This window comes from Alteromonas sp. H02 (genome assembly GCF_059682525.1).
Genome location: NZ_CM185021.1, coordinates 4576255 through 4594080 on the forward strand (window position 1 = coordinate 4576255; position 17826 = coordinate 4594080).

The 17826-nt window shown below is 49.6% G+C and carries 18 protein-coding genes; 5 read left to right on the plus strand and 13 right to left on the minus strand.

The window, feature by feature from the left end:
- Window positions 1-180: 180 nt before the first annotated feature.
- Window positions 181-2574 carry a TonB-dependent receptor gene (locus AC566Q_RS21240; protein ID WP_499610520.1) on the minus strand — a complete coding sequence of 798 codons (2394 nt, stop codon included), beginning with the start codon at window positions 2572-2574 and terminating at the stop codon, window positions 181-183.
- A 318-nt stretch (window positions 2575-2892) separates the two neighbouring features.
- Here AC566Q_RS21240 and AC566Q_RS21245 point away from each other — a divergent pair, with 318 nt between their 5' ends.
- A complete protein-coding gene (locus AC566Q_RS21245; RefSeq protein ID WP_499610523.1) occupies window positions 2893-3444 on the plus strand; it encodes a DsrE family protein in 552 nt (183 codons plus the stop codon).
- Window positions 3445-3462: 18 nt separating this feature from the next.
- Here AC566Q_RS21245 and epmA read toward each other — a convergent pair whose 3' ends face one another.
- Window positions 3463-4440 (minus strand): elongation factor P--(R)-beta-lysine ligase, encoded by a 978-nt coding sequence (epmA, locus tag AC566Q_RS21250; protein ID WP_499610526.1) that lies wholly within the window; start codon window positions 4438-4440, stop codon window positions 3463-3465.
- 56 nt (window positions 4441-4496) lie between these two features.
- Window positions 4497-5066: an elongation factor P gene (efp, locus tag AC566Q_RS21255; RefSeq protein ID WP_499610531.1), complete on the minus strand. Its 570-nt coding sequence runs from the start codon at window positions 5064-5066 to the stop codon at window positions 4497-4499.
- Window positions 5067-5100: 34 nt separating this feature from the next.
- Between efp and epmB the strand changes: the two genes are divergently transcribed.
- Window positions 5101-6132: an EF-P beta-lysylation protein EpmB gene (gene epmB, locus AC566Q_RS21260; protein ID WP_499610533.1), complete on the plus strand. Its 1032-nt coding sequence runs from the start codon at window positions 5101-5103 to the stop codon at window positions 6130-6132.
- A 20-nt stretch (window positions 6133-6152) separates the two neighbouring features.
- On the opposite strand, the gene AC566Q_RS21265 is transcribed toward epmB, so the two are convergent.
- Entirely contained in the window at window positions 6153-6344 is a 192-nt protein-coding gene (locus AC566Q_RS21265) for a hypothetical protein (RefSeq protein WP_499610536.1), read from the minus strand.
- A gap of 122 nt (window positions 6345-6466) precedes the next feature.
- On the opposite strand from AC566Q_RS21265, the gene priC reads away from it, so the two are divergent.
- Window positions 6467-6778, plus strand: a complete 312-nt coding sequence (gene priC / locus AC566Q_RS21270) for a primosomal replication protein PriC (RefSeq protein WP_499610539.1) — start codon at window positions 6467-6469, stop codon at window positions 6776-6778.
- 38 nt (window positions 6779-6816) lie between these two features.
- On the opposite strand, the gene AC566Q_RS21275 is transcribed toward priC, so the two are convergent.
- The 7 genes from AC566Q_RS21275 to nudF all read right to left on the minus strand — a co-directional run bounded on the left by AC566Q_RS21275 (window position 6817) and on the right by nudF (window position 13212).
- Complete coding sequence (locus tag AC566Q_RS21275; protein WP_499610542.1) at window positions 6817-8088, minus strand: hypothetical protein; 1272 nt, start codon at window positions 8086-8088, stop codon at window positions 6817-6819.
- A gap of 35 nt (window positions 8089-8123) precedes the next feature.
- Complete coding sequence (locus tag AC566Q_RS21280; RefSeq protein ID WP_105934276.1) at window positions 8124-8789, minus strand: HAD family hydrolase; 666 nt, start codon at window positions 8787-8789, stop codon at window positions 8124-8126.
- A complete protein-coding gene (parE, locus tag AC566Q_RS21285) occupies window positions 8789-10681 on the minus strand; it encodes a DNA topoisomerase IV subunit B (protein ID WP_499610546.1) in 1893 nt (630 codons plus the stop codon). The genes AC566Q_RS21280 and parE overlap by 1 nt, the downstream gene beginning before the upstream one ends.
- Window positions 10682-10807: 126 nt before the next feature.
- Complete coding sequence (locus tag AC566Q_RS21290; RefSeq protein WP_499610549.1) at window positions 10808-11401, minus strand: YqiA/YcfP family alpha/beta fold hydrolase; 594 nt, start codon at window positions 11399-11401, stop codon at window positions 10808-10810.
- Between the two features lie 13 nt (window positions 11402-11414).
- On the minus strand, window positions 11415-12152 hold the full coding sequence (locus AC566Q_RS21295; RefSeq protein ID WP_499610552.1) for a metallophosphoesterase family protein: 738 nt from the start codon (window positions 12150-12152) through the stop codon (window positions 11415-11417).
- The gene (locus AC566Q_RS21300; protein ID WP_499610557.1) at window positions 12153-12590 is read right to left on the minus strand and encodes a DUF1249 domain-containing protein; all 438 of its coding nucleotides are present in this window, start codon (window positions 12588-12590) and stop codon (window positions 12153-12155) included.
- Window positions 12580-13212, minus strand: a complete 633-nt coding sequence (nudF, locus tag AC566Q_RS21305; RefSeq protein ID WP_499610560.1) for an ADP-ribose diphosphatase — start codon at window positions 13210-13212, stop codon at window positions 12580-12582. The genes AC566Q_RS21300 and nudF overlap by 11 nt, the downstream gene beginning before the upstream one ends.
- Window positions 13213-13528: 316 nt before the next feature.
- Here nudF and tolC point away from each other — a divergent pair, with 316 nt between their 5' ends.
- The gene (gene tolC, locus AC566Q_RS21310) at window positions 13529-14911 is read left to right on the plus strand and encodes an outer membrane channel protein TolC (RefSeq protein WP_105934271.1); all 1383 of its coding nucleotides are present in this window, start codon (window positions 13529-13531) and stop codon (window positions 14909-14911) included.
- A gap of 62 nt (window positions 14912-14973) precedes the next feature.
- Here the strand turns inward: tolC and AC566Q_RS21315 are convergent, their stop codons facing one another.
- Complete coding sequence (locus AC566Q_RS21315) at window positions 14974-15132, minus strand: hypothetical protein (protein WP_170308447.1); 159 nt, start codon at window positions 15130-15132, stop codon at window positions 14974-14976.
- Between the two features lie 74 nt (window positions 15133-15206).
- Here AC566Q_RS21315 and AC566Q_RS21320 point away from each other — a divergent pair, with 74 nt between their 5' ends.
- On the plus strand, window positions 15207-16010 hold the full coding sequence (locus AC566Q_RS21320) for an ion transporter (protein WP_499610564.1): 804 nt from the start codon (window positions 15207-15209) through the stop codon (window positions 16008-16010).
- Between the two features lie 124 nt (window positions 16011-16134).
- Here the strand turns inward: AC566Q_RS21320 and AC566Q_RS21325 are convergent, their stop codons facing one another.
- Window positions 16135-17661 carry a S10 family peptidase gene (locus AC566Q_RS21325; protein ID WP_499610566.1) on the minus strand — a complete coding sequence of 509 codons (1527 nt, stop codon included), beginning with the start codon at window positions 17659-17661 and terminating at the stop codon, window positions 16135-16137.
- Window positions 17662-17826 lie beyond the last annotated feature (165 nt).

Here is a 17826-nt window from a genome sequence, read left to right on the forward strand (position 1 = left end):
CATCTCAACAGACGCCCCATTGCGAAGTTGGTTCGCCAGCCTCGCGCAGCTTTGCATTCCTTAACACTTCTTTTCGTTGGCGGCGTAATTTTTCATATTCAACCCTAAGAAAGGCCAAAAAAAAGCGGCCGGGTGGCCGCTAAAATGGGAATGAAGTGAAATGTCCCAGGTACGCTCAGCTTAAAAACTAAAACGCGTGCCCAGTGTAAAATTACGACCGGGCAATGGCGCCTGATCTTTCAAAAATGAGGTATGTACCCGGGCGTCTTCATCAAACAGGTTGTTAGCTCTTACATATACCGTCCAGTCCTGCGTATCAAATAGGCGATAATCTACCGAAGCATTCACCAGGGTGTAACCGTCTGTGGCGGTTTCATATTCGGTGGTTTTCGTCTGATCGTCATACCACACTACCGATAGCTCTGAGCTTAACGCTTCACCTTCGTAACTGATGGTAGAGCCTAACCGCAGGGGCGGAATGCGTGGCAGGTTATCCGAGTCGATTTTGGCTCGGATATAATCGCCAAACACGCTTATCCGCCAGTTGAGGTTAAGATCGACAAAACCTTCTGCTTCCATACCGTAGATGGTGGCATCGTCCTGGTTGAAGTAGTACACCGGCGTGCCTTCTTCTGCGTGCTCGTCGTGCGCTTCTATCTCATCAACGCCATTTTCCTCTTCTTCATGAGCATGCGAAAGTGCCGTCAGGCCGGTGGCACTCTGATAGATATAATCATCAGCCTGGTTGTAGAAGAAAGAAAGGGTGTAACCGCTGTCACCACTGAACTTACGGAAAGTCAGATCAATATTGTTACTCACCTCTTCTTTCACGCTGCGCAGGTTTTCAGACACTTCGCCCTCTTCGTCCATGTCGTAAACCAGGCCTACCTCGAAGGTTTGCGTTGCCAGATGCTGGCCGGCCGAGAATAGCTCCTGCATACTCGGTGCCCGTTCGTTGCGAGATAAGGTCAGTGCTACCGAGTAGCCTGGTATATACTCCCAGTTTAAGCCTGCTGACAGAGAGCTACTGGTAAAAGCATATTCGTCAAAGTTGAATGCCAACTCGTGCTCTTCGTGTTCAGCCACCTCTAATTCAAAATCGATGCTATCTGCATTGTAGGTTGTTCTCTCCAGACGCCCGCCCAACTCAAGGCTCACTGAGCCAAACTTCTTCTGCTCTACTAAAAACAATGCCATGCTTTCGGTTTCGGTGGGTGGTGTGTAGGCCTCATCACCTTCTGCGGTGTAGTCACTGTTATGGTATTGCAAGCCAAACACCCCGTGCCAGGCATCAATGTCTGCGTGGGTAGCTGCCAGTCGAATATCGCTGCCCTGATTGGTAAAGCGAGTGCCAACCTGACCATCTTCAATCTCTACATGCTCGTAATCCGTATAGGCAGCGCCAAATTTAAGTGAGCTGATGCCCGTATACGGTGAGTACCACTCACCGGCCGCCTGGTAACGGGTCATGTCTACATCCAGGTTAGTTCCCTCCTCACCTGCATGCTCGGCATGTTCTTCTTCGGTTTCACCTTCATGCTCTTCTTCATGATGGTGGCTGTGACCCGGCACGCCATAAAAATTATCAAGCTTTTCTACCGAGAAGCCAAAGTAACCTTCTTCGTCTACCAACGACAGACCCGCCGTGAGATTGGTGGTATCCATTGCACTGCTTTCCAGGGTGCCCGGTTGCTCATCTTCATCGGGTATTACCGATGCGTACCCCGGAATATCCGCGTTGTCGGTTTTACGCTTAAAACCATCTACATGAAAGGCGATATTTTTTTGTCCGCCAGTCAGGTTAAAGCGGCCAAACTTGCCGTCGTTTACGGTGGCATAGTTGGCTTCTACATCGCCCTCAAGGCTGGTAGGTACTTCGCGAGGGATGCGGTTATCCACCACGTTCACCACGCCGCCGATAGCGCCACTGCCATATTGCAGAGTAGCCGGGCCGCGCAGTACTTCAACCTGGGTCGCACTGGTGCTGTTGGCCGCTACGTTATGGTCCGGGCTAATACGCGATACGTCGGACACATCCAGACCATTCTGCACAATCTTAACCCGTGGACCATCATTACCGCGTATTACCGGGCTACTGGCAACAGGGCCGAAGTAAGTGCTGTGCACCCCGGGAGTGTTTTTTAACGTTTCGCCAAGGGTTTCGGCCTGAATTTTTCTCAGTTTATATTCATCTATTACCGATACCGGGGTTACCGACTCGAGCACAGAAGAGCCCAGCACACTAGCGGTGACTACAATGTTTTCAACTGAAACTGGCGTCAGTACGAAGTCTGCTACCTGATCGCTGTTGATATCGCCAAGGTCGTTATCGCCATGCACATAATCCGGCGAATACACATGCAAATGCACATGAGGCACCTGTACGCCTTTAAATTCATAATTACCCTGCGCATCGGTATAAGTAACTTGTTTAGAGCCCTCTATGCGCACTTCAGCGCCAGCGACAGCCTCGCCGGCTTCGTTAGTCACTTTGCCCTTAATGGTAGTCGCCATAGCAACCTGGGCAGTGAATGCCATAAACACTGCAGCACTAATTGCGGTTGTTTTGTTCATTGTGTGTTTGACCCTGAATCTGTCGATAAGAGTTATTGTTATAATATAACATTACCTCGATTATGCCATTTTCGTCAAGCGTCAGTGACCGCTGAAATTATTCGTATTGTCGTAAGGCAGGCAGTAGCACGGCATTAAATGTAAGCACTCACTATCAATAAATTAACTTATTAAAAATAAGGTTTAGAGTTTATAGCTGAGTTTTTTGATGATCATCACACAACATAAACGATTAAATGCTGTATCAGTCAGGACTATTCCGTTATGGTGAAAATAGCAGCAATATCTCATCAATGAGTTTTTATTTCGGGAGGAAACATGGGCATTCGTCAGTCAGTTACGTGGTGTATTTCGGGTCTTATTTTAAATTGCGCCCTGGTTGTCGGTGTAAGCTCTGCCGCTGAATTTAACACAGGGCCGGTGTTTCAGGATTATGGCAAAAAGGTGCAGGTTGAAGGCGTCGAATTTAACGCTAACACTGAGTTTATAGTGGCTTTTGATGTGGCGAAGGGGGCAGAACCCGGTAAAGTAAACCGACAGTTCGACAGTCTTGCCCGATTTATTAATATGCACGTGGCGAGCGGTGTTCCGGCAGAAAATATTGAGCTGACGTTGGTGGTGCATGGCAGTGCCACACTGGATTTACTGGCGGACCCGGCCTACCAACAAAAGCAGGGCGGCAAAAATACCAATATTGCCTTGTTAAATGCGCTGATGGCGAATCAGGTGCGGGTAATTGTATGCGGTCAGTCAGCCGCGGCCCATGGCTATGCTAATGAGGCTTTTCTGCCCGGCGTGGAAGTGGCGCTATCAGCGATGAGCGCTCACGCGTTGTTGCAACAACAGGGCTATACCTTAAATCCTTTTTAAGCAATGCCGTTAAAATTGTCAGGCGCGGTTTACCGGAAACGCCAATACCTGTTCGATATGGGTGTAGCCATGTTTGAGCATTAAAATACGATCAATGCCCATGGCCACGCCCGCACAGGCAGGTAAACCTGCCTCTAATGCACCGAGGAAACGTTCGTCGAGCGGTTTTTCCTCAAACCGGAAAGTGCGGCGTAAGCGGTTGTCGTGTTCAAAGCGTTTGCGCTGCTCGGCGGCATCCTGCAACTCGTGAAAACCATTCGCCAGCTCGGTACCTTTAAAATACAGTTCAAAGCGGTCGGCGACTCGCGGATCATCGCGGCTAATTTTTGCCAGTGACGACTGAGAGGCCGGATAATCATAAATAAAACACGGATATTGCTGGCCAATTCTCGGCTCAATTTCATAGCTGAACAGCAACTGCAGCATGCCATCGTGATCGATGGGATACTCATCGCTTAGATCGATATTGCAATCATTAAAGACTTCAGCAATACGCTGGGTACTGTCGCTTAGCGGGTCGAGGTTCAGGTGCTTTTGAAATGCCTGCTGATAGGTCATGCGCTCGGTTTGCTGCGCGCCAATAAGCGCTTTAAGCAAGTCGCTTATTTCATCCATCAAGGCATGGTGATCCAGCCCAATCCGATACCATTCAAGCATAGTGAACTCGGGGTTATGTAAGCGCCCGAAGCCCTCATGGCGGAACACTTTCGACATCTGATAAATGGAAGTCTGGTAGCTGGCCAATAAGCGTTTTAACGCGAATTCGGGGGATGTCTGTAAATACAACGTTTCATTGTGGCCACTGTCGCTGTAGGCGAAGTTTGTCGAAAAGCCATCAATAAAAACATCAGTAACGGTACCGTGAGATAACACCGGCGTATCGACTTCCAGCACATCACGTTCGGCAAAAAACTGGCGAATGGCAGTGTAAAGTTGTGCTCGCTCGCGCAAGGCTTGTAATGAGGCGGTAGGCCGCCAGTTGTCTGGAGTTGTCATAGGGTACGCTGGTAAGTCTGCGTACCTGCCCGGTTGGAAGGTACGCAGTGAAGGGGTTATTTTTGTACGCGGGAAACGTATTCGCCAGTACGGGTATCAACCTTAATCACTTCGCCGGTTTGCACAAACAGCGGTACGCGAACCACGGCGCCGGTGCTTAGTGTTGCAGGTTTACCACCGGTACCTGCAGTATCGCCTTTCAGGCCCGGGTCGGTTTCGGTAATTTCCAGTTCAACAAAGTTTGGCGGGCTCACGGTGATAGGGGCGCCGTTCCATAAAGTAATGGTACAAACATCGTTTTCTACCAACCACTTTACATTCTCACCCACTGCTTTTTCGTCAGCAGCGATTTGTTCGAATGTTTCATTATTCATAAAGTGGTAGAATTCGCCGTCGGTATACAGATAGGCCAGTTCCGTATCCATTACGTCTGCGCCTTCTACTGATTCACCGGAGCGAAAGGTTTTTTCCAGTACTTTGCCAGAAATCAGTTTACGAATTCTAACCCGGTTAAACGCCTGGCCTTTACCGGGCTTAACATATTCGTTTTCAAGAATGTTGCAAGGTTCGCCGTCGAGCATGATTTTCAGGCCCGCTTTGAACTCGTTAGTGCTGAAATTAGCCATAATTCCTCAATAAACACTGTAGGTTTTAGTTTTAGTGGCGCAAATAATACAAAAAAATAGCATAACTGTAGAGCAAAACTGGCAAAAAGAGTTGGCCAGTGGCTTTACTGATCCATTTTCACTGCTTAGTTACCTGAATCTGGACCCCACTGACTTTGGCTCGCATGCCGAAGCCCGTCGTTTATTTCCGATGCGGGTGCCGCGCTTTTTTGCCTCATTAATAGAAAAAGGCAACTGGCAGGACCCTCTGTTATTGCAGGTGCTGCCAAACAAACAGGAATTTCTTACGGCGCCTGGTTACAGCCAGGATCCGCTTGCAGAGCATGATACCGCGAATCCAGGCCTGTTACATAAATACCACAGCCGCGTGCTGTTAATTGTAAAAGGCGGCTGCGCGGTAAATTGCCGCTACTGCTTTCGCCGGCACTTCCCCTACGCCGACAACTCACTGAGTAACACCGAACTGGAAAATAACATCGCCTATATTGCTGAGGATCCAGCTATCGACGAGGTGATACTCTCCGGCGGCGACCCGTTAATGGCAAAAGACAGCAAACTCGCTACACTGGCCGAAAAAATTGCCGCCATTCCCCATGTAAAAAGGCTGCGTATTCATACCCGCCTGCCGGTGGTCATGCCCTCGAGACTCGACGCTTCTTTCTATCGCTGGTTTGCCGGGCTCCCCGTGCAACGTGTACTGGTACTGCATATCAACCACGCCAATGAAGTGTCGACTGAACTGGCCGAAAAACTTGCGCCTTTGCGTCAGGCGGGCGTCACGGTGCTTAATCAGGCAGTGTTACTAAAAGGGGTAAACGACACCGCCGAGACCCAGGCACAGTTAAACGAAAAGGTGTTTGCTGCGGGCATTATGCCTTATTACCTGCATCTGTTAGATAAGGTACAGGGTGCTGCGCATTTTGATATTGATGTAGCACAAGCCAGAGAACTAATGGCCGAAGTGATAAAGCGATTGCCAGGCTTTATGGTTCCCAAACTCGTTACCGAAATTGGTGGCCAGCCTGGCAAAACGCCGGTTGACTTACGTCTTTATCCGCAAGACTAAACCCACAGGTTCAGTCCGAGTTACGCGAACGTATCGATGTTGGCACCGATAGCCGGGTTGGCGGATGTAGGTTTTGGTACGTCAGCGGCTGATTCCAGCAGCTGAAGCGTCGCTTGTCCTTCCTGCTCTTGCTGGCCCTTAGCCAATTTGAGAGAAGCCAACTCAAGCGACGCACCGGACGTTCCAGAGGCACCTGCACCTTGAATATCCATACCAGTTTCCTTATTTGCTTGTAGCAACGTTAAAAAGTGGGCAGAATTGCCCACCTCACTGCTATATCGGCAGACCTTAATCATTCTTTAGTCTTTTTTCTGTTTTACTTAAGGAGCGCTCTTTGGATTCTGTTCACCAGCAATTACAGGAAACGCTACAAACACTTTATCGCAAAGCGGTGGATGCCGATCAGATCCTTGATCAATTGCAGCACCAGCAACAGGGCAAGTTTGCTGCCATCTTTGCCGACGACAGCGGTTTTACCACCCGCTCAAAACGCTTTGACCCCTATGTGGAAGAAATCGCTGCCGACTGGCAGGCCCTCAAACAACTCAGCGATGAAGAGGCTAAACAGGCACTGCTGCCATTAGTAAAGAAAATAGAACTGACATTAAGCACCTTGCAGCAATTTGTCAGCAGCGTGAAGAAGTAAGCCCGCCGGGCAAATTTGAAAAGTATGGGCTGCCGCGATTACTGGTACAGCGGCAGGTTATCAATACGCTGTTGAATCTCAGCGACCTGTTTTCGGTATGCCGGGCTGTCTACCTCGCTGTAACGGTGCCGAAACGCCTGCTTGCTTAGCCCTTCAGGTAAGCCTCCGATGTAGGGCAGAATATCCCGCTCACGAAGACCCTGTTGCGCCAGCTCCTGGAGTCGCAACGCGCTGTCTGGCTGAGTAGCAATACGGGCAAACGCCATTCCCGACATATCCGCCGCCAGATCAACAAAACTGTAGCCACTGCCACCCATAGCCCGGTCCATCAGTTCCTTAAATTCGCCAATGGCCAGGGTCATGTTTTGTTGGGAAAGAATTTGCAAGGCTGCAGAAATGGTAAAGTGACGAGCCAGGTCGTTACGCTGGGCCAGCACGGCCGGCGCTTTAGACTCAACCGGCGACTCTCCTTGTGGCTGACTTGCCCCGGCCAGGCCGCTGATCCTGTGATCGCCCAGAAAGATGGCTAAAGCCAGCAGCGCAGCCTGATTATGCATTACCGGATCGCCCTCTTCACTCAGTGAAGCGGCCCGGCTGAGCATCAGGTTAAGGTAATTAGCAACCGACTGCGGCGACGGCGAACGCCCTAAAGGCGAACCATTAATGTAAGCCAGATAATCGGTAGTTAGTTCGCCTAGTGCATCGACCCCGGTACTGATGTTTTCCCGCGCCACATCGATTTGCTGCAGTAATTCATCCAGCGGGCGCATATCCAGTACCAGTCGTTCATCAGACATAGTGATTTGGGTGATCTGATTTGCAGCCGTACTGGCTACATCACTGCTGGTAAAACGATCCACCAGCCATACCGCGCTGGATAAGGCAGTATCTCCCGGCACCACCAGGTTACCAATCCTAACGTGTTCGATATTAACACCCTCCCCCGGAAACACCTGGGCAGAAAGGTTAATGTAAAAATCATCGGCCGGCGCCGGCAACGCAATACTGGCAGCAATTTGGGTTTGCTGCGCTTCTACCTCTACTGCCCCGTTAAAACCGGGCAAGGCGCGCTGGGCAAACCCCATCAGGCTTTCAAACTGTGCTTGAGACACCTCAACGCGCTGCTGTGAATGGCGCTCTTCAAGGCTGTTTTTTAACTGGCGGAGCAAAGCGTGCACTGTTTCGGCGTTATCGACCTGCTGCGCAGATACGCGACTGACCTTAGGCGAGCCGTCTACCACCAGCACGGCAAGCAGGGTTAGCGCGGCAACAAACAGCAATACAATAATAAACAGGAGTCGGCCGAACATGTTTTTGGATATCCTATCAGCACCGGGTTGGTTAGTTAGCTAAATTGCTCATTAGTCCACGCAGACAAGCTTTGATATACTGCGGCCGCGGCAGAAAAGTCATGGCCCATGGATTGTTCAGTAGGTATCGCCACACATTGCAGTCCTGCCGCTACCGCGGCAGCCAGACCGTGCTCGGTATCTTCCACTGCCATCGCCTGCTCTGCTGTCAGCCCCATGTGCTCCAAAGCCATTAAGTAACAATCGGGCGCTGGTTTACTGTGCTCAACGTCCTCTACCGCTACTACACACTCCACCCAGTCGGCAAAGCCATAACATTCCAGGGTGCGTTGCACCGAATACTTGCTGCCGCCTGTCACGATGGCAATACGTAACCCCAGCTCATGACAGAGCGTCATGGTTTCCAGCGCGCCAGGCATTAACGGGAAGGGCGCTTTTTGCAGATGTTCTTCGGTCAGCCGGGTTTTCGTATCGGCTAACGCCGCGGGCTCAGCCGACAACTTGAAATCCCGCACCACATCCACGCCATTTTGTGAAGTGGGCACACCCGCCATGGTCTCGTTATAGTAAGCGTCGGTTAATTCAACATCATAAGGCGCGAGGGTTTGCTGCCACAACTTAAAATGAACCGCCTCTGAATTTATCAGCGTACCATCATGGTCGAATAAAATTGCCTGCAGCGCTGCTCCCGGGTTTGCCATTACACTACCTCGGCCAGATTACCTTTGCTTTCCAGCCAGGTTTTACGGTCACCACTGCGTTTCTTGGCCAAGAGCATATCCATCATTTCGAGCATTTCATCGTTATCGTCAGCCGTTAATTGCACCAGCCTACGGGTATTTGGATCCATGGTGGTTTCGCGCAGTTGTAACGGGTTCATTTCACCAAGGCCTTTAAAGCGCTGTACGTTTACTTTGCCACGTTTTTTGTCTGCTTCGATGCGATCCAGAATGCCCTGTTTTTCGGCTTCATCCAGCGCATAAAACACTTCCTTGCCCACATCGATTCTGAATAGTGGCGGCATGGCAACGTACACATGACCAGCATTCACCAACGCACGGAAGTGACGCACAAATAACGCGCATAATAGGGTAGCGATATGCAGACCGTCTGAGTCAGCATCGGCCAAAATACAAATTTTACCGTAACGCAAACCGGTTAAATCTTCGGAGTCGGGATCAATCCCCAGCGCCACGGAAATATCGTGAATTTCCTGCGAGCCGAGTATTTGCCCGGAGTCCACTTCCCAGCTGTTAAGTATTTTACCGCGTAGCGGCATGATGGCCTGAAATTCGCGATCGCGAGCCTGCTTGGCAGAACCACCAGCGGAATCTCCTTCCACCAGGAACAGTTCAGACTGAGTAATATCCTGCGAGCCACAATCGGTTAATTTACCTGGCAACGCCGGGCCCTGAGTCACCTTCTTACGGGCGACCTTTTTGTTCTGACGCAGGCGGCGCTGTGCATTGTTGATACACATTTCGGCCAACGCTTCGGCGATGTCGGTGTGCTGATTCAACCACAGACTGAATGAATCTTTAACCACGCCAGAAACAAACGCCGACGCCTGGCGCGAGGACAGTCGCTCTTTGGTCTGGCCGGCGAACTGCGGATCGTGCATTTTGGTAGAAAGAATATATGCACAGCGATCCCAGATATCATCGGGTGTTAATTTAACCCCGCGTGGCAGTAGACTGCGGAATTCACAGAACTCACGCATAGATTCTAACAAGCCCTGCCGCAAGCCATTAACGTGTGTACCACCCTGAGCGGTAGGAATCAGGTTTACGTAACTTTCGGTGGTCAGTTCGCCACCTTCCGGTAACCACATTACAGCCCAGTCAGCCGCCTCGCCGTTACCACTAAAGCTGCCGGTGAAGGGCACATCGTCGGGCACGGTAATGTAATCTTTAACGGCGCTTATCAGGTAATCCTGTAAACCGTCTTCATAATGCCACTCGTGCGTTTCTTTGCCGATCTTGTCTTCAAACTTGATCCGCAGACCGGGGCACAGAACCGCCTTTGCACGCAGGTTATGGCACAGTTTTGCTACAGAAAACTTTGCCGAATCAAAATATTGCGGATCGGGCCAGAAGCGCACGCTGGTGCCGGTATTACGCCGGCCGCAGGTATCGATAACGTTGAGGTCTTCAGCTCTGTCGCCATCGGCGAAGGCGATGAAATACACCTGACTGTCGCGACGAATGGTCACTTCCACCCGGTTAGACAGCGCGTTGACCACCGAAATCCCCACCCCGTGTAAACCACCGGAGTACTCGTAGTTTTTATTGGAAAATTTACCGCCGGCATGAAGCTTAGTCATGATAAGCTCAACGCCGGAGATCTTTTCTTCCGGGTGAATATCAACAGGCATACCACGACCGTCATCGACCACTTCCAGGGACTGGTCTTCGTGCAGTACTACTTTGATATTCGAGGCGTGCCCCGCCAGCGCTTCATCCACACTGTTGTCGATCACTTCCTGACCCAGGTGATTCGGGCGGGTTGTGTCTGTGTACATTCCCGGACGCCGTTTAACCGGCTCCAGACCATTTAGGACCTCAATTGCATCTGAATTATATTGATTCGACATTGTTGTGATTATTCTTCGTTTGAGCTGCACACGTGTTGTGCTGGCAGCATTGCAAGCAGACGCCACCAGAACAACCTTTTAACTGATGTTATCAGGGGTCTGGTAGAAGCGCAATTTGACCTAACTTTAGGTTGCGTCGGCCGAATTCAGAAAAGCCATTATTCCCTCAAGGTGCGCTTCGTAATTCACAAAACTGTGATCGCCGCCATCCTCTATATACACATCTGCACCGGCGTAATGCTCAACTGCCTGGCGATAATCAAGGGTTTCGTCGCCGGTTTGCAGCAGCACCTTATAGTGCTCTGGATGACGCAGCTGCGGCTGATAAAACTCGCGGATGTGGCCAATGTCATCTTCGGTAAGAACGAAACGTTTATTGGTGTAGGGATTTTCATGTTCGCCGAGATAATCCTTGAGCAACTCAAACGGCGTTACCGCCGGATTGATAAGCACCGCTCTGCCACCGTATTGCTCGATTAACCAGCTTGCCAGATAGCCGCCCATAGAACTACCTATCACTTTAAGGCCCCCGGTGAGTAACTCCGGATGGTCTTTTAGCAGCGACTGCAATTGCGCCTCGAGTTCGGCCGGGCTATTAGCTAATTCCGGGCAGATAAAGGAAGTGTCCGGATAATGGTGCAGCAGATACGCCCGGGTTTGATTGGCTTTTAACGAGCTTGGAGAGCTTAAGAATCCATGTAGATAAAGTATCGACGCCATGACGACTCCTGTTTTATTGCGTTATCCGGTGTATGCGGGAGGTAAAAGTACCATTTTCTGCCCATTCAATTACCCGAAAGCCTGGTTTTTCGCTGGCCAGGCCAAATTTGCTGGAGAGTTGCCACTGCCAGCACGAAGAAGGCACGCCAAGTACCGGCGTATCGCTAAGCTGAGCCTGATTGTCGGCATGAATGTGACCATGTAATACGGCTTTCACCGGGTACTCTGCAAGCCAGCGGGCAAGCGCGACAGTATTTTGCAGCGCATGATTATCCATCCAGCTGCCCGTGGCAACCGGATGATGGTGAATTGCCAGCAGGTGCCCGGCATCGGGTGCAGTAGCAATACTAGCTGCAACACTGGCCAGTTGCCTCTCATCAACCATACCAAGCGTACCCTCAAGTCGCGTATCCAGGCCATGAATATATTTGCCTTCAAGTACCCAGGGCGCATTAGCCTGTAACCAGTTGGCTTTAAGCGTCTGGTCAAAATAGGCGTTATTATCGTGATTGCCGGGGATCACCCGCCATGGTATCTCCCCGCCCCATCGGTTCAGCAGACTCAGAAACAACTGGTAACTGGCCCAGCTGTCGTCGCCGGAGATATCTCCGGTAAATAACAGACCGTCCGGTTGTTGCTCAAGAGCAGCAATCAGCACAGCAGTAAGAGATTGAGCGGGATTAATATCACCGTAGGCGGATAATTCGGGTGATTCAAACAAATGACAGTCAGATATTTGGATCAGCTTCATTCAGGTTGAGGCAATAGGTTGTGCGTTGTGATTTAAACAAAAATGCAGCCACTCGGTTAAAAATAAATTCACCATGTGTTTTTCGTTGCGAAGACGCATTTTGGCATTGGGGTATTCATAAGAAGGTGCCAGCGCACCGGCATTCTGACTGGAGGTCACCTCTGCCATTCGCGCATCATGGTACAGCCGTACTGTCATGGATGGTTTAAGGTAACCGGGCGTGGACACATTTACCTGCTCCACCAAAATGGTGCTGGTGTATCGTGCCGACTCAATAATCTGAATACGGTAAGATAACCCCAGTCCGGCCGTAAACCGGTAGGTCAGATCTTCGGTATCACAGTCGGGTAACAGATTTAACAGATGCACATAATTACGCTCGCAGATTGCCTGCAAGGTGGGTAAATTAGGGACATATTTACGCTTGTTACTGGTCACCGGACTGCCACTGCTCTAACAAAGTGTGTTTGTTCATAAAAAACCATTGTAACGCAATTATGCTTGCAGCGTTGTCTATTTTACCTGATTCGAGCCACTCACGGGCTGAGTCTTCTGCCACGCGGTGGACTAATATATCTTCTGATTCATACTCCAGTCCGTGCACGCCGGACGCATTAGCCGCATCGGTGCAGGCCACGTACACATGCAACCTTTCGGTGGTGCCACCCGGGCTCGCCAGGTAACTCAGAGCTTTAGTAAGGTGAGTGAGTGCAATTCCCGCTTCTTCCTGCGCTTCGCGGTGACAGACTGATTCCTGACTTTCCCCTTCGTCGATAATGCCGGCGATAATCTCAATTAGCCACGGAGAATTGGTGGTGGGCAACGCACCAATCCGAATTTGCTCAATCAACACAAACTCCTGACGAACCGGATCGTATGGCAGCACGGCAACCGCGTGGCCCCGTTCGAAGATTTCCCGGCTGATGTTTCCGGTCCAGGTACCGTCGTATTTCTTGTGCGAAAAGTCGTAGCGAACCATCGTGAAGAAACCTTCGTACAAGGGTTCAATTGCCGCGATTTTGACGTCTTCTGAGTTGAAACGTTGAATTTTCGCTGTCATTGCATTCTCATTTATTGGTTAAACCAGTTAATATACGCGATTGAGTATTTACGATCATGAGTGTATATATAATTTTCGTATAAACACGCTCAGACAAAGAAGACACATATTCTGTTACACTTACGCAAGCTCTGTTACGACTTAGTTGTGTCTTTTATTATGTGATTTTTTTAAAGTACACCAATGTAATAGAAGTGAGATCGTCATTTGGGTGCATGGTTCGGGCAAAGGCATACCCGTTAACCATACTAGCGTAATTTTGCTACCCATATCACCCATTTAGTTAGTAAACACAGTTGAGATTGAAGGCACAAACATGAAAAAAACACTTTTATCGCTAATGCTTGGTCTGGGAATGACCACACCGGTATTAGCAGATAGCTTATTGGACGTTTATCAACAAGCCATGGCCAACGATCCGGTTGTTAATCGTGCAAAAGCACAACGCGACGCCGCTTATCAGGCTATTCCAATTAGCCGTGCCGCGCTGTTACCACAAATTTCAGGTTCACTGGGATATTCCACGTCTACCAGTGAATCTACCCAGAACATTCAACGTGAAGATGAAAACGGCAACCCGACCTTCGAAATTTTTGACGTAGATGTTGACCTTGACTCGACCAGTTGGGGCATTGACCTCAGTATGTCGTTATACGACCACTCTCGCTGGTTAGGTCTGGACCAGGCTGAATTAACCGCAGAGCAAAGCGATGCCACGTACGCTGCCGCAGTACAACAACTTATCGTCCGTACCGTTACGGCTTACCTAGATGTATTGCGTGCCCAGGACAACCTGGATTTTGTGCAGGCAGAGAAACGTGCCATCGAACGCCAACTGGAACAAACCAAACAACGTTTTGAAGTGGGCTTAACTGCCATCACCGACGTGCACGAAGCGCAGGCCAATTACGACAATACTGTTGCTCAGGAAATTGTCGCAGAAAACAACATCGAGCTGGCCCGTGAAGCACTGCGTGTGATTACCGGTAAATATCACGACCGTCTGGACGTGCTGGATACCCAGCGTTTTTCCGCCTCATCACCATCGCCGCAGGCCGTTACTGAATGGCTGGACATCGCCGAAGAGTCTAACCTGACCCTACTAGCGCAGCGTCTGGCCATGGATGTAGCGAAGATGGAAATCGACATTGCCACAGCGGGTCACTACCCAACGCTTGGCCTGTCTGCATCGTATGGCAGCTCAAAAACCGAAGTTTCATCACCGTTTTTCATTGACGAAACGCCATTTCAGGATAGTCAGAGCATTGGTGTAAATGTGTCCGTACCTATTTACCAGGGCGGTCAGGTATCGGCGCAAACGGATCGTGCCCGCGCGTTGTTTATCAGTGCCAGTGAAGATTTAGAACTTGCCCATCGTCAGGCCGTTCAGTCAGTACGCAGTTCGTACAACGATGTGAAGGCTGCCATTTCGACTATACGCGCACTAGAACAAGCTGTGCTTTCAGCCGAAAGTGCATTAAAAGCCACTGAGGCGGGTTTTGATGTGGGTACGCGTACTATTGTTGACGTACTCAACAGCACCCGTAATCTTTTCAACGCTCGCGCTAACTTGTCTGGTTCGCGTTATGACTTTATTCAGGCGATGGTGACGCTAAAACAAGCGGCTGGTAATCTGACCGCCAGTGACCTTGAGCTAATTAGTCAGGGCCTGAAAGATGCGCCAATGGACAGCGAGTAATTCGCTTTACAATACACAACAAACGCGCCCTTGCGGCGCGTTTTTTATTGCACGATGATTTATCAGGGTTTAGATATAAACTGTATGGCCTCGAGACGTTGCAGGATTTCTTCCATAGACGCCTTAATTTTAAGGGTCTCTTCAACACTCGGCGCATGGTTATTTAATTGTTCTGCCAGTTGCGCTAATTTAGCTTGCAAACTTTCACTGCTGTCGTCCATGATACGGCCTGAAAAATTGATATTTCACAATCATATAGTCTTATTTCACGATTCTCAAACGAAACTAACTGACCATGAAGGCATCTCATCTACAGCACAAATTTGAACAGGTTCGAACCAATAAAGTGTTCGAACTTTTTGTTATTGCAGTTATTTTATTTTCGGCGTTACTGGTAGGAGCAAAAACCTACGACATGCCGAGTACCGTTAATCAGGTCACCAATGTACTCGACTGGCTGATTAGCGCGTTCTTTTTAATAGAAATCACCATTCGTTTTTTGGGTGAGAAAAACAAAGTCGATTTCTTTAAAAGCTTCTGGAACTGGTTTGATACGCTGATTGTATTAGTCAGTTTATTACCACTGGAAAACAGCGATACTGCACTGATAGCCCGACTGGTGCGGGTTTTCAGAGTGCTGCGGATGATCTCTATCATTCCGGAATTAAGAATACTTCTGGTTTCCCTGATGAAGGCCTTGCCTCAGCTTGGCTATGTGATGCTGCTGATGTTTATCATCTTTTATATTTACGCGGCCATCGGCAGTACGCTATTTGAAGACATCAACCCTAAACTATGGGGCGACATTACCATTTCACTGCTCACCCTGTTCAGGGTGATGACCTTTGAAGACTGGACAGATGTAATGTACGAAACCATGGAGGTCTATCCGTTAAGCTGGTTCTTCTACCTGAGCTTTATCTTTTTCACCGCTTTCGCGTTTTTAAATATGGTGATTGGTATTGTGGTCAATGTAATGGAAGAAGAAAACGCTAAGGCATACCGTGAAGCCCACAAAGATGAACCGACCATCAATGATATCGCCGCTCACCTGCAACGGCTGGAAGAGAAAATTGATGGCATGCAGCGAAAGGAATAATCGCACTTTAAATCGCTGAGCCAGTCGGTTCTGGAAATCCCGGATAAGCACTGCGTGCTTTCCGGGAAGCAGGAATAACTGATACCGGCTAACGGCCGGTATCAAGGCGACGTATTAAACCCACTTACCGTGAATATCTAGCCGCTTTATTTTTACCGGGCAGAGAGGCTTTAATAAACGCCCGGATGTCATCATTGGCCGTTTTCAAATCTTCATGGCGCAGATACATCATATGGCCGCTGCGGTAACCTTTAAAACTCAGGCGGCCTTTCATTTTACCGCTGGCGTCCAGTTGCCATAGCGTGTATTTCGCGTCGAAGTAACTCGTCGCGCCATCATAATAACCCGATTGGATCATAACGTTAAGATAAGGGTTAGCCGCCATAGCAAGGCGAAGATTTTCACCGGTTTTGTCGTTACTGCGATCCCAGGGATGAACCGGACCAAACATGTTGTACTTCACATCGGTTTTATAATTCAGCACTTCACGTAAATAGTAATTGAGTGCCGGCGTAAACGAGTGCAGCCATGAAGTGAGTTCGGCATTGTAGTCCGGCCGACTGCCACTGTCTTTGCCATCAATTCCCAGATAACGGCTATCGAGGCGACCGACCGTTTTACCTTCTTCACGAAGCAGTTCCTTCCAGTAATACCAAGGGCTCACATCCAGATTATTTTGCTCTACGGCTTGCTCTGATAGTCCTGAATAGGCTGCCACCTGCGCAACAATCGCTTGTTTTTCTGTTTTGCTGATAAAGCCGCCCCGGGCAACCGCCGGCAACAGCTTATTCAGCGCAAAGGCTTCAACCTGAGGCAGAAATTCTTCCAGCGCCATATTCTGATACTCAGGCGCCAACAGTTTATGGTGCCAGGCGGTAGCAGCAAAGTAGGGCAATCGGTTTGCTACGTTTACCGGGCCATCACGCTTAATGCCAAGATCTGTTGGCGATACCAGTATCACGCCGTTCAGATACATCCACTGGCTGTTTTGTAATGCCAGCGCCAGGCCGGCAACCCGGGTGGTCCCGTAACTTTCGCCAATCAGGTATTTGGGTGAGCGCCAGCGGTTATTGCGGGTAACAAAGGTATTTAACCATTCTGCCAGGTACTTAACGTCGGCATTAACACCAAAGAACATCTCTTTTTGGGCGTCTTTAGAAGGTAGCTCGCCCTCTTTGTTTTTCAGGACGCGGCTGTAGCCTGTGTTCACCGGGTTAACGTATACAATGTCGGCGACATCCAGAATGGAATAAGGATTTTTTTTCACGCCGTAAGGCTGCAGCGGGTAGCCCTCGTCATCAATGTTCAGAATCACCGGCCCGGTATAGGCAATGTGCATCCACACAGAGGCGGAGCCTGGTCCGCCATTAAAACTAATCACCAGCGGGCGGGTGCTGTCATCTTTCACATCACTGCGCTTGTAATAGGTGTAATGCAAAGAAGCAACTGCATCGCCCTCTTCATTCCACACAGGTTGGGTTCCAGTAGTGGCGGTGTAGGTAATCCTGGTGCCATTAATACTGGTTTTGTGTTCAGTGGCTACGGTTCTGTCGGGCTCAATAGCACGGCCATAGTCTTTAGCAACGCCAGGCGAAGCTATAAATAATGCAGCCCCCACTGTTAGGGTGAGGAGGGATTTAATGAGTGTCATTTAATGCGCTCTTTTTATTATCGTGTCATTTATTATCATGGCACAAAAACAGGAGCAGGTTGAGTATTGCCGGGGCATTTTGCCGGATCCCGGCGATAGTTGGCTGCTAAGCTGAGCAACCAGTGGATGGGTGATACAAGTCGGCACTTGTATCACCACAGTAAA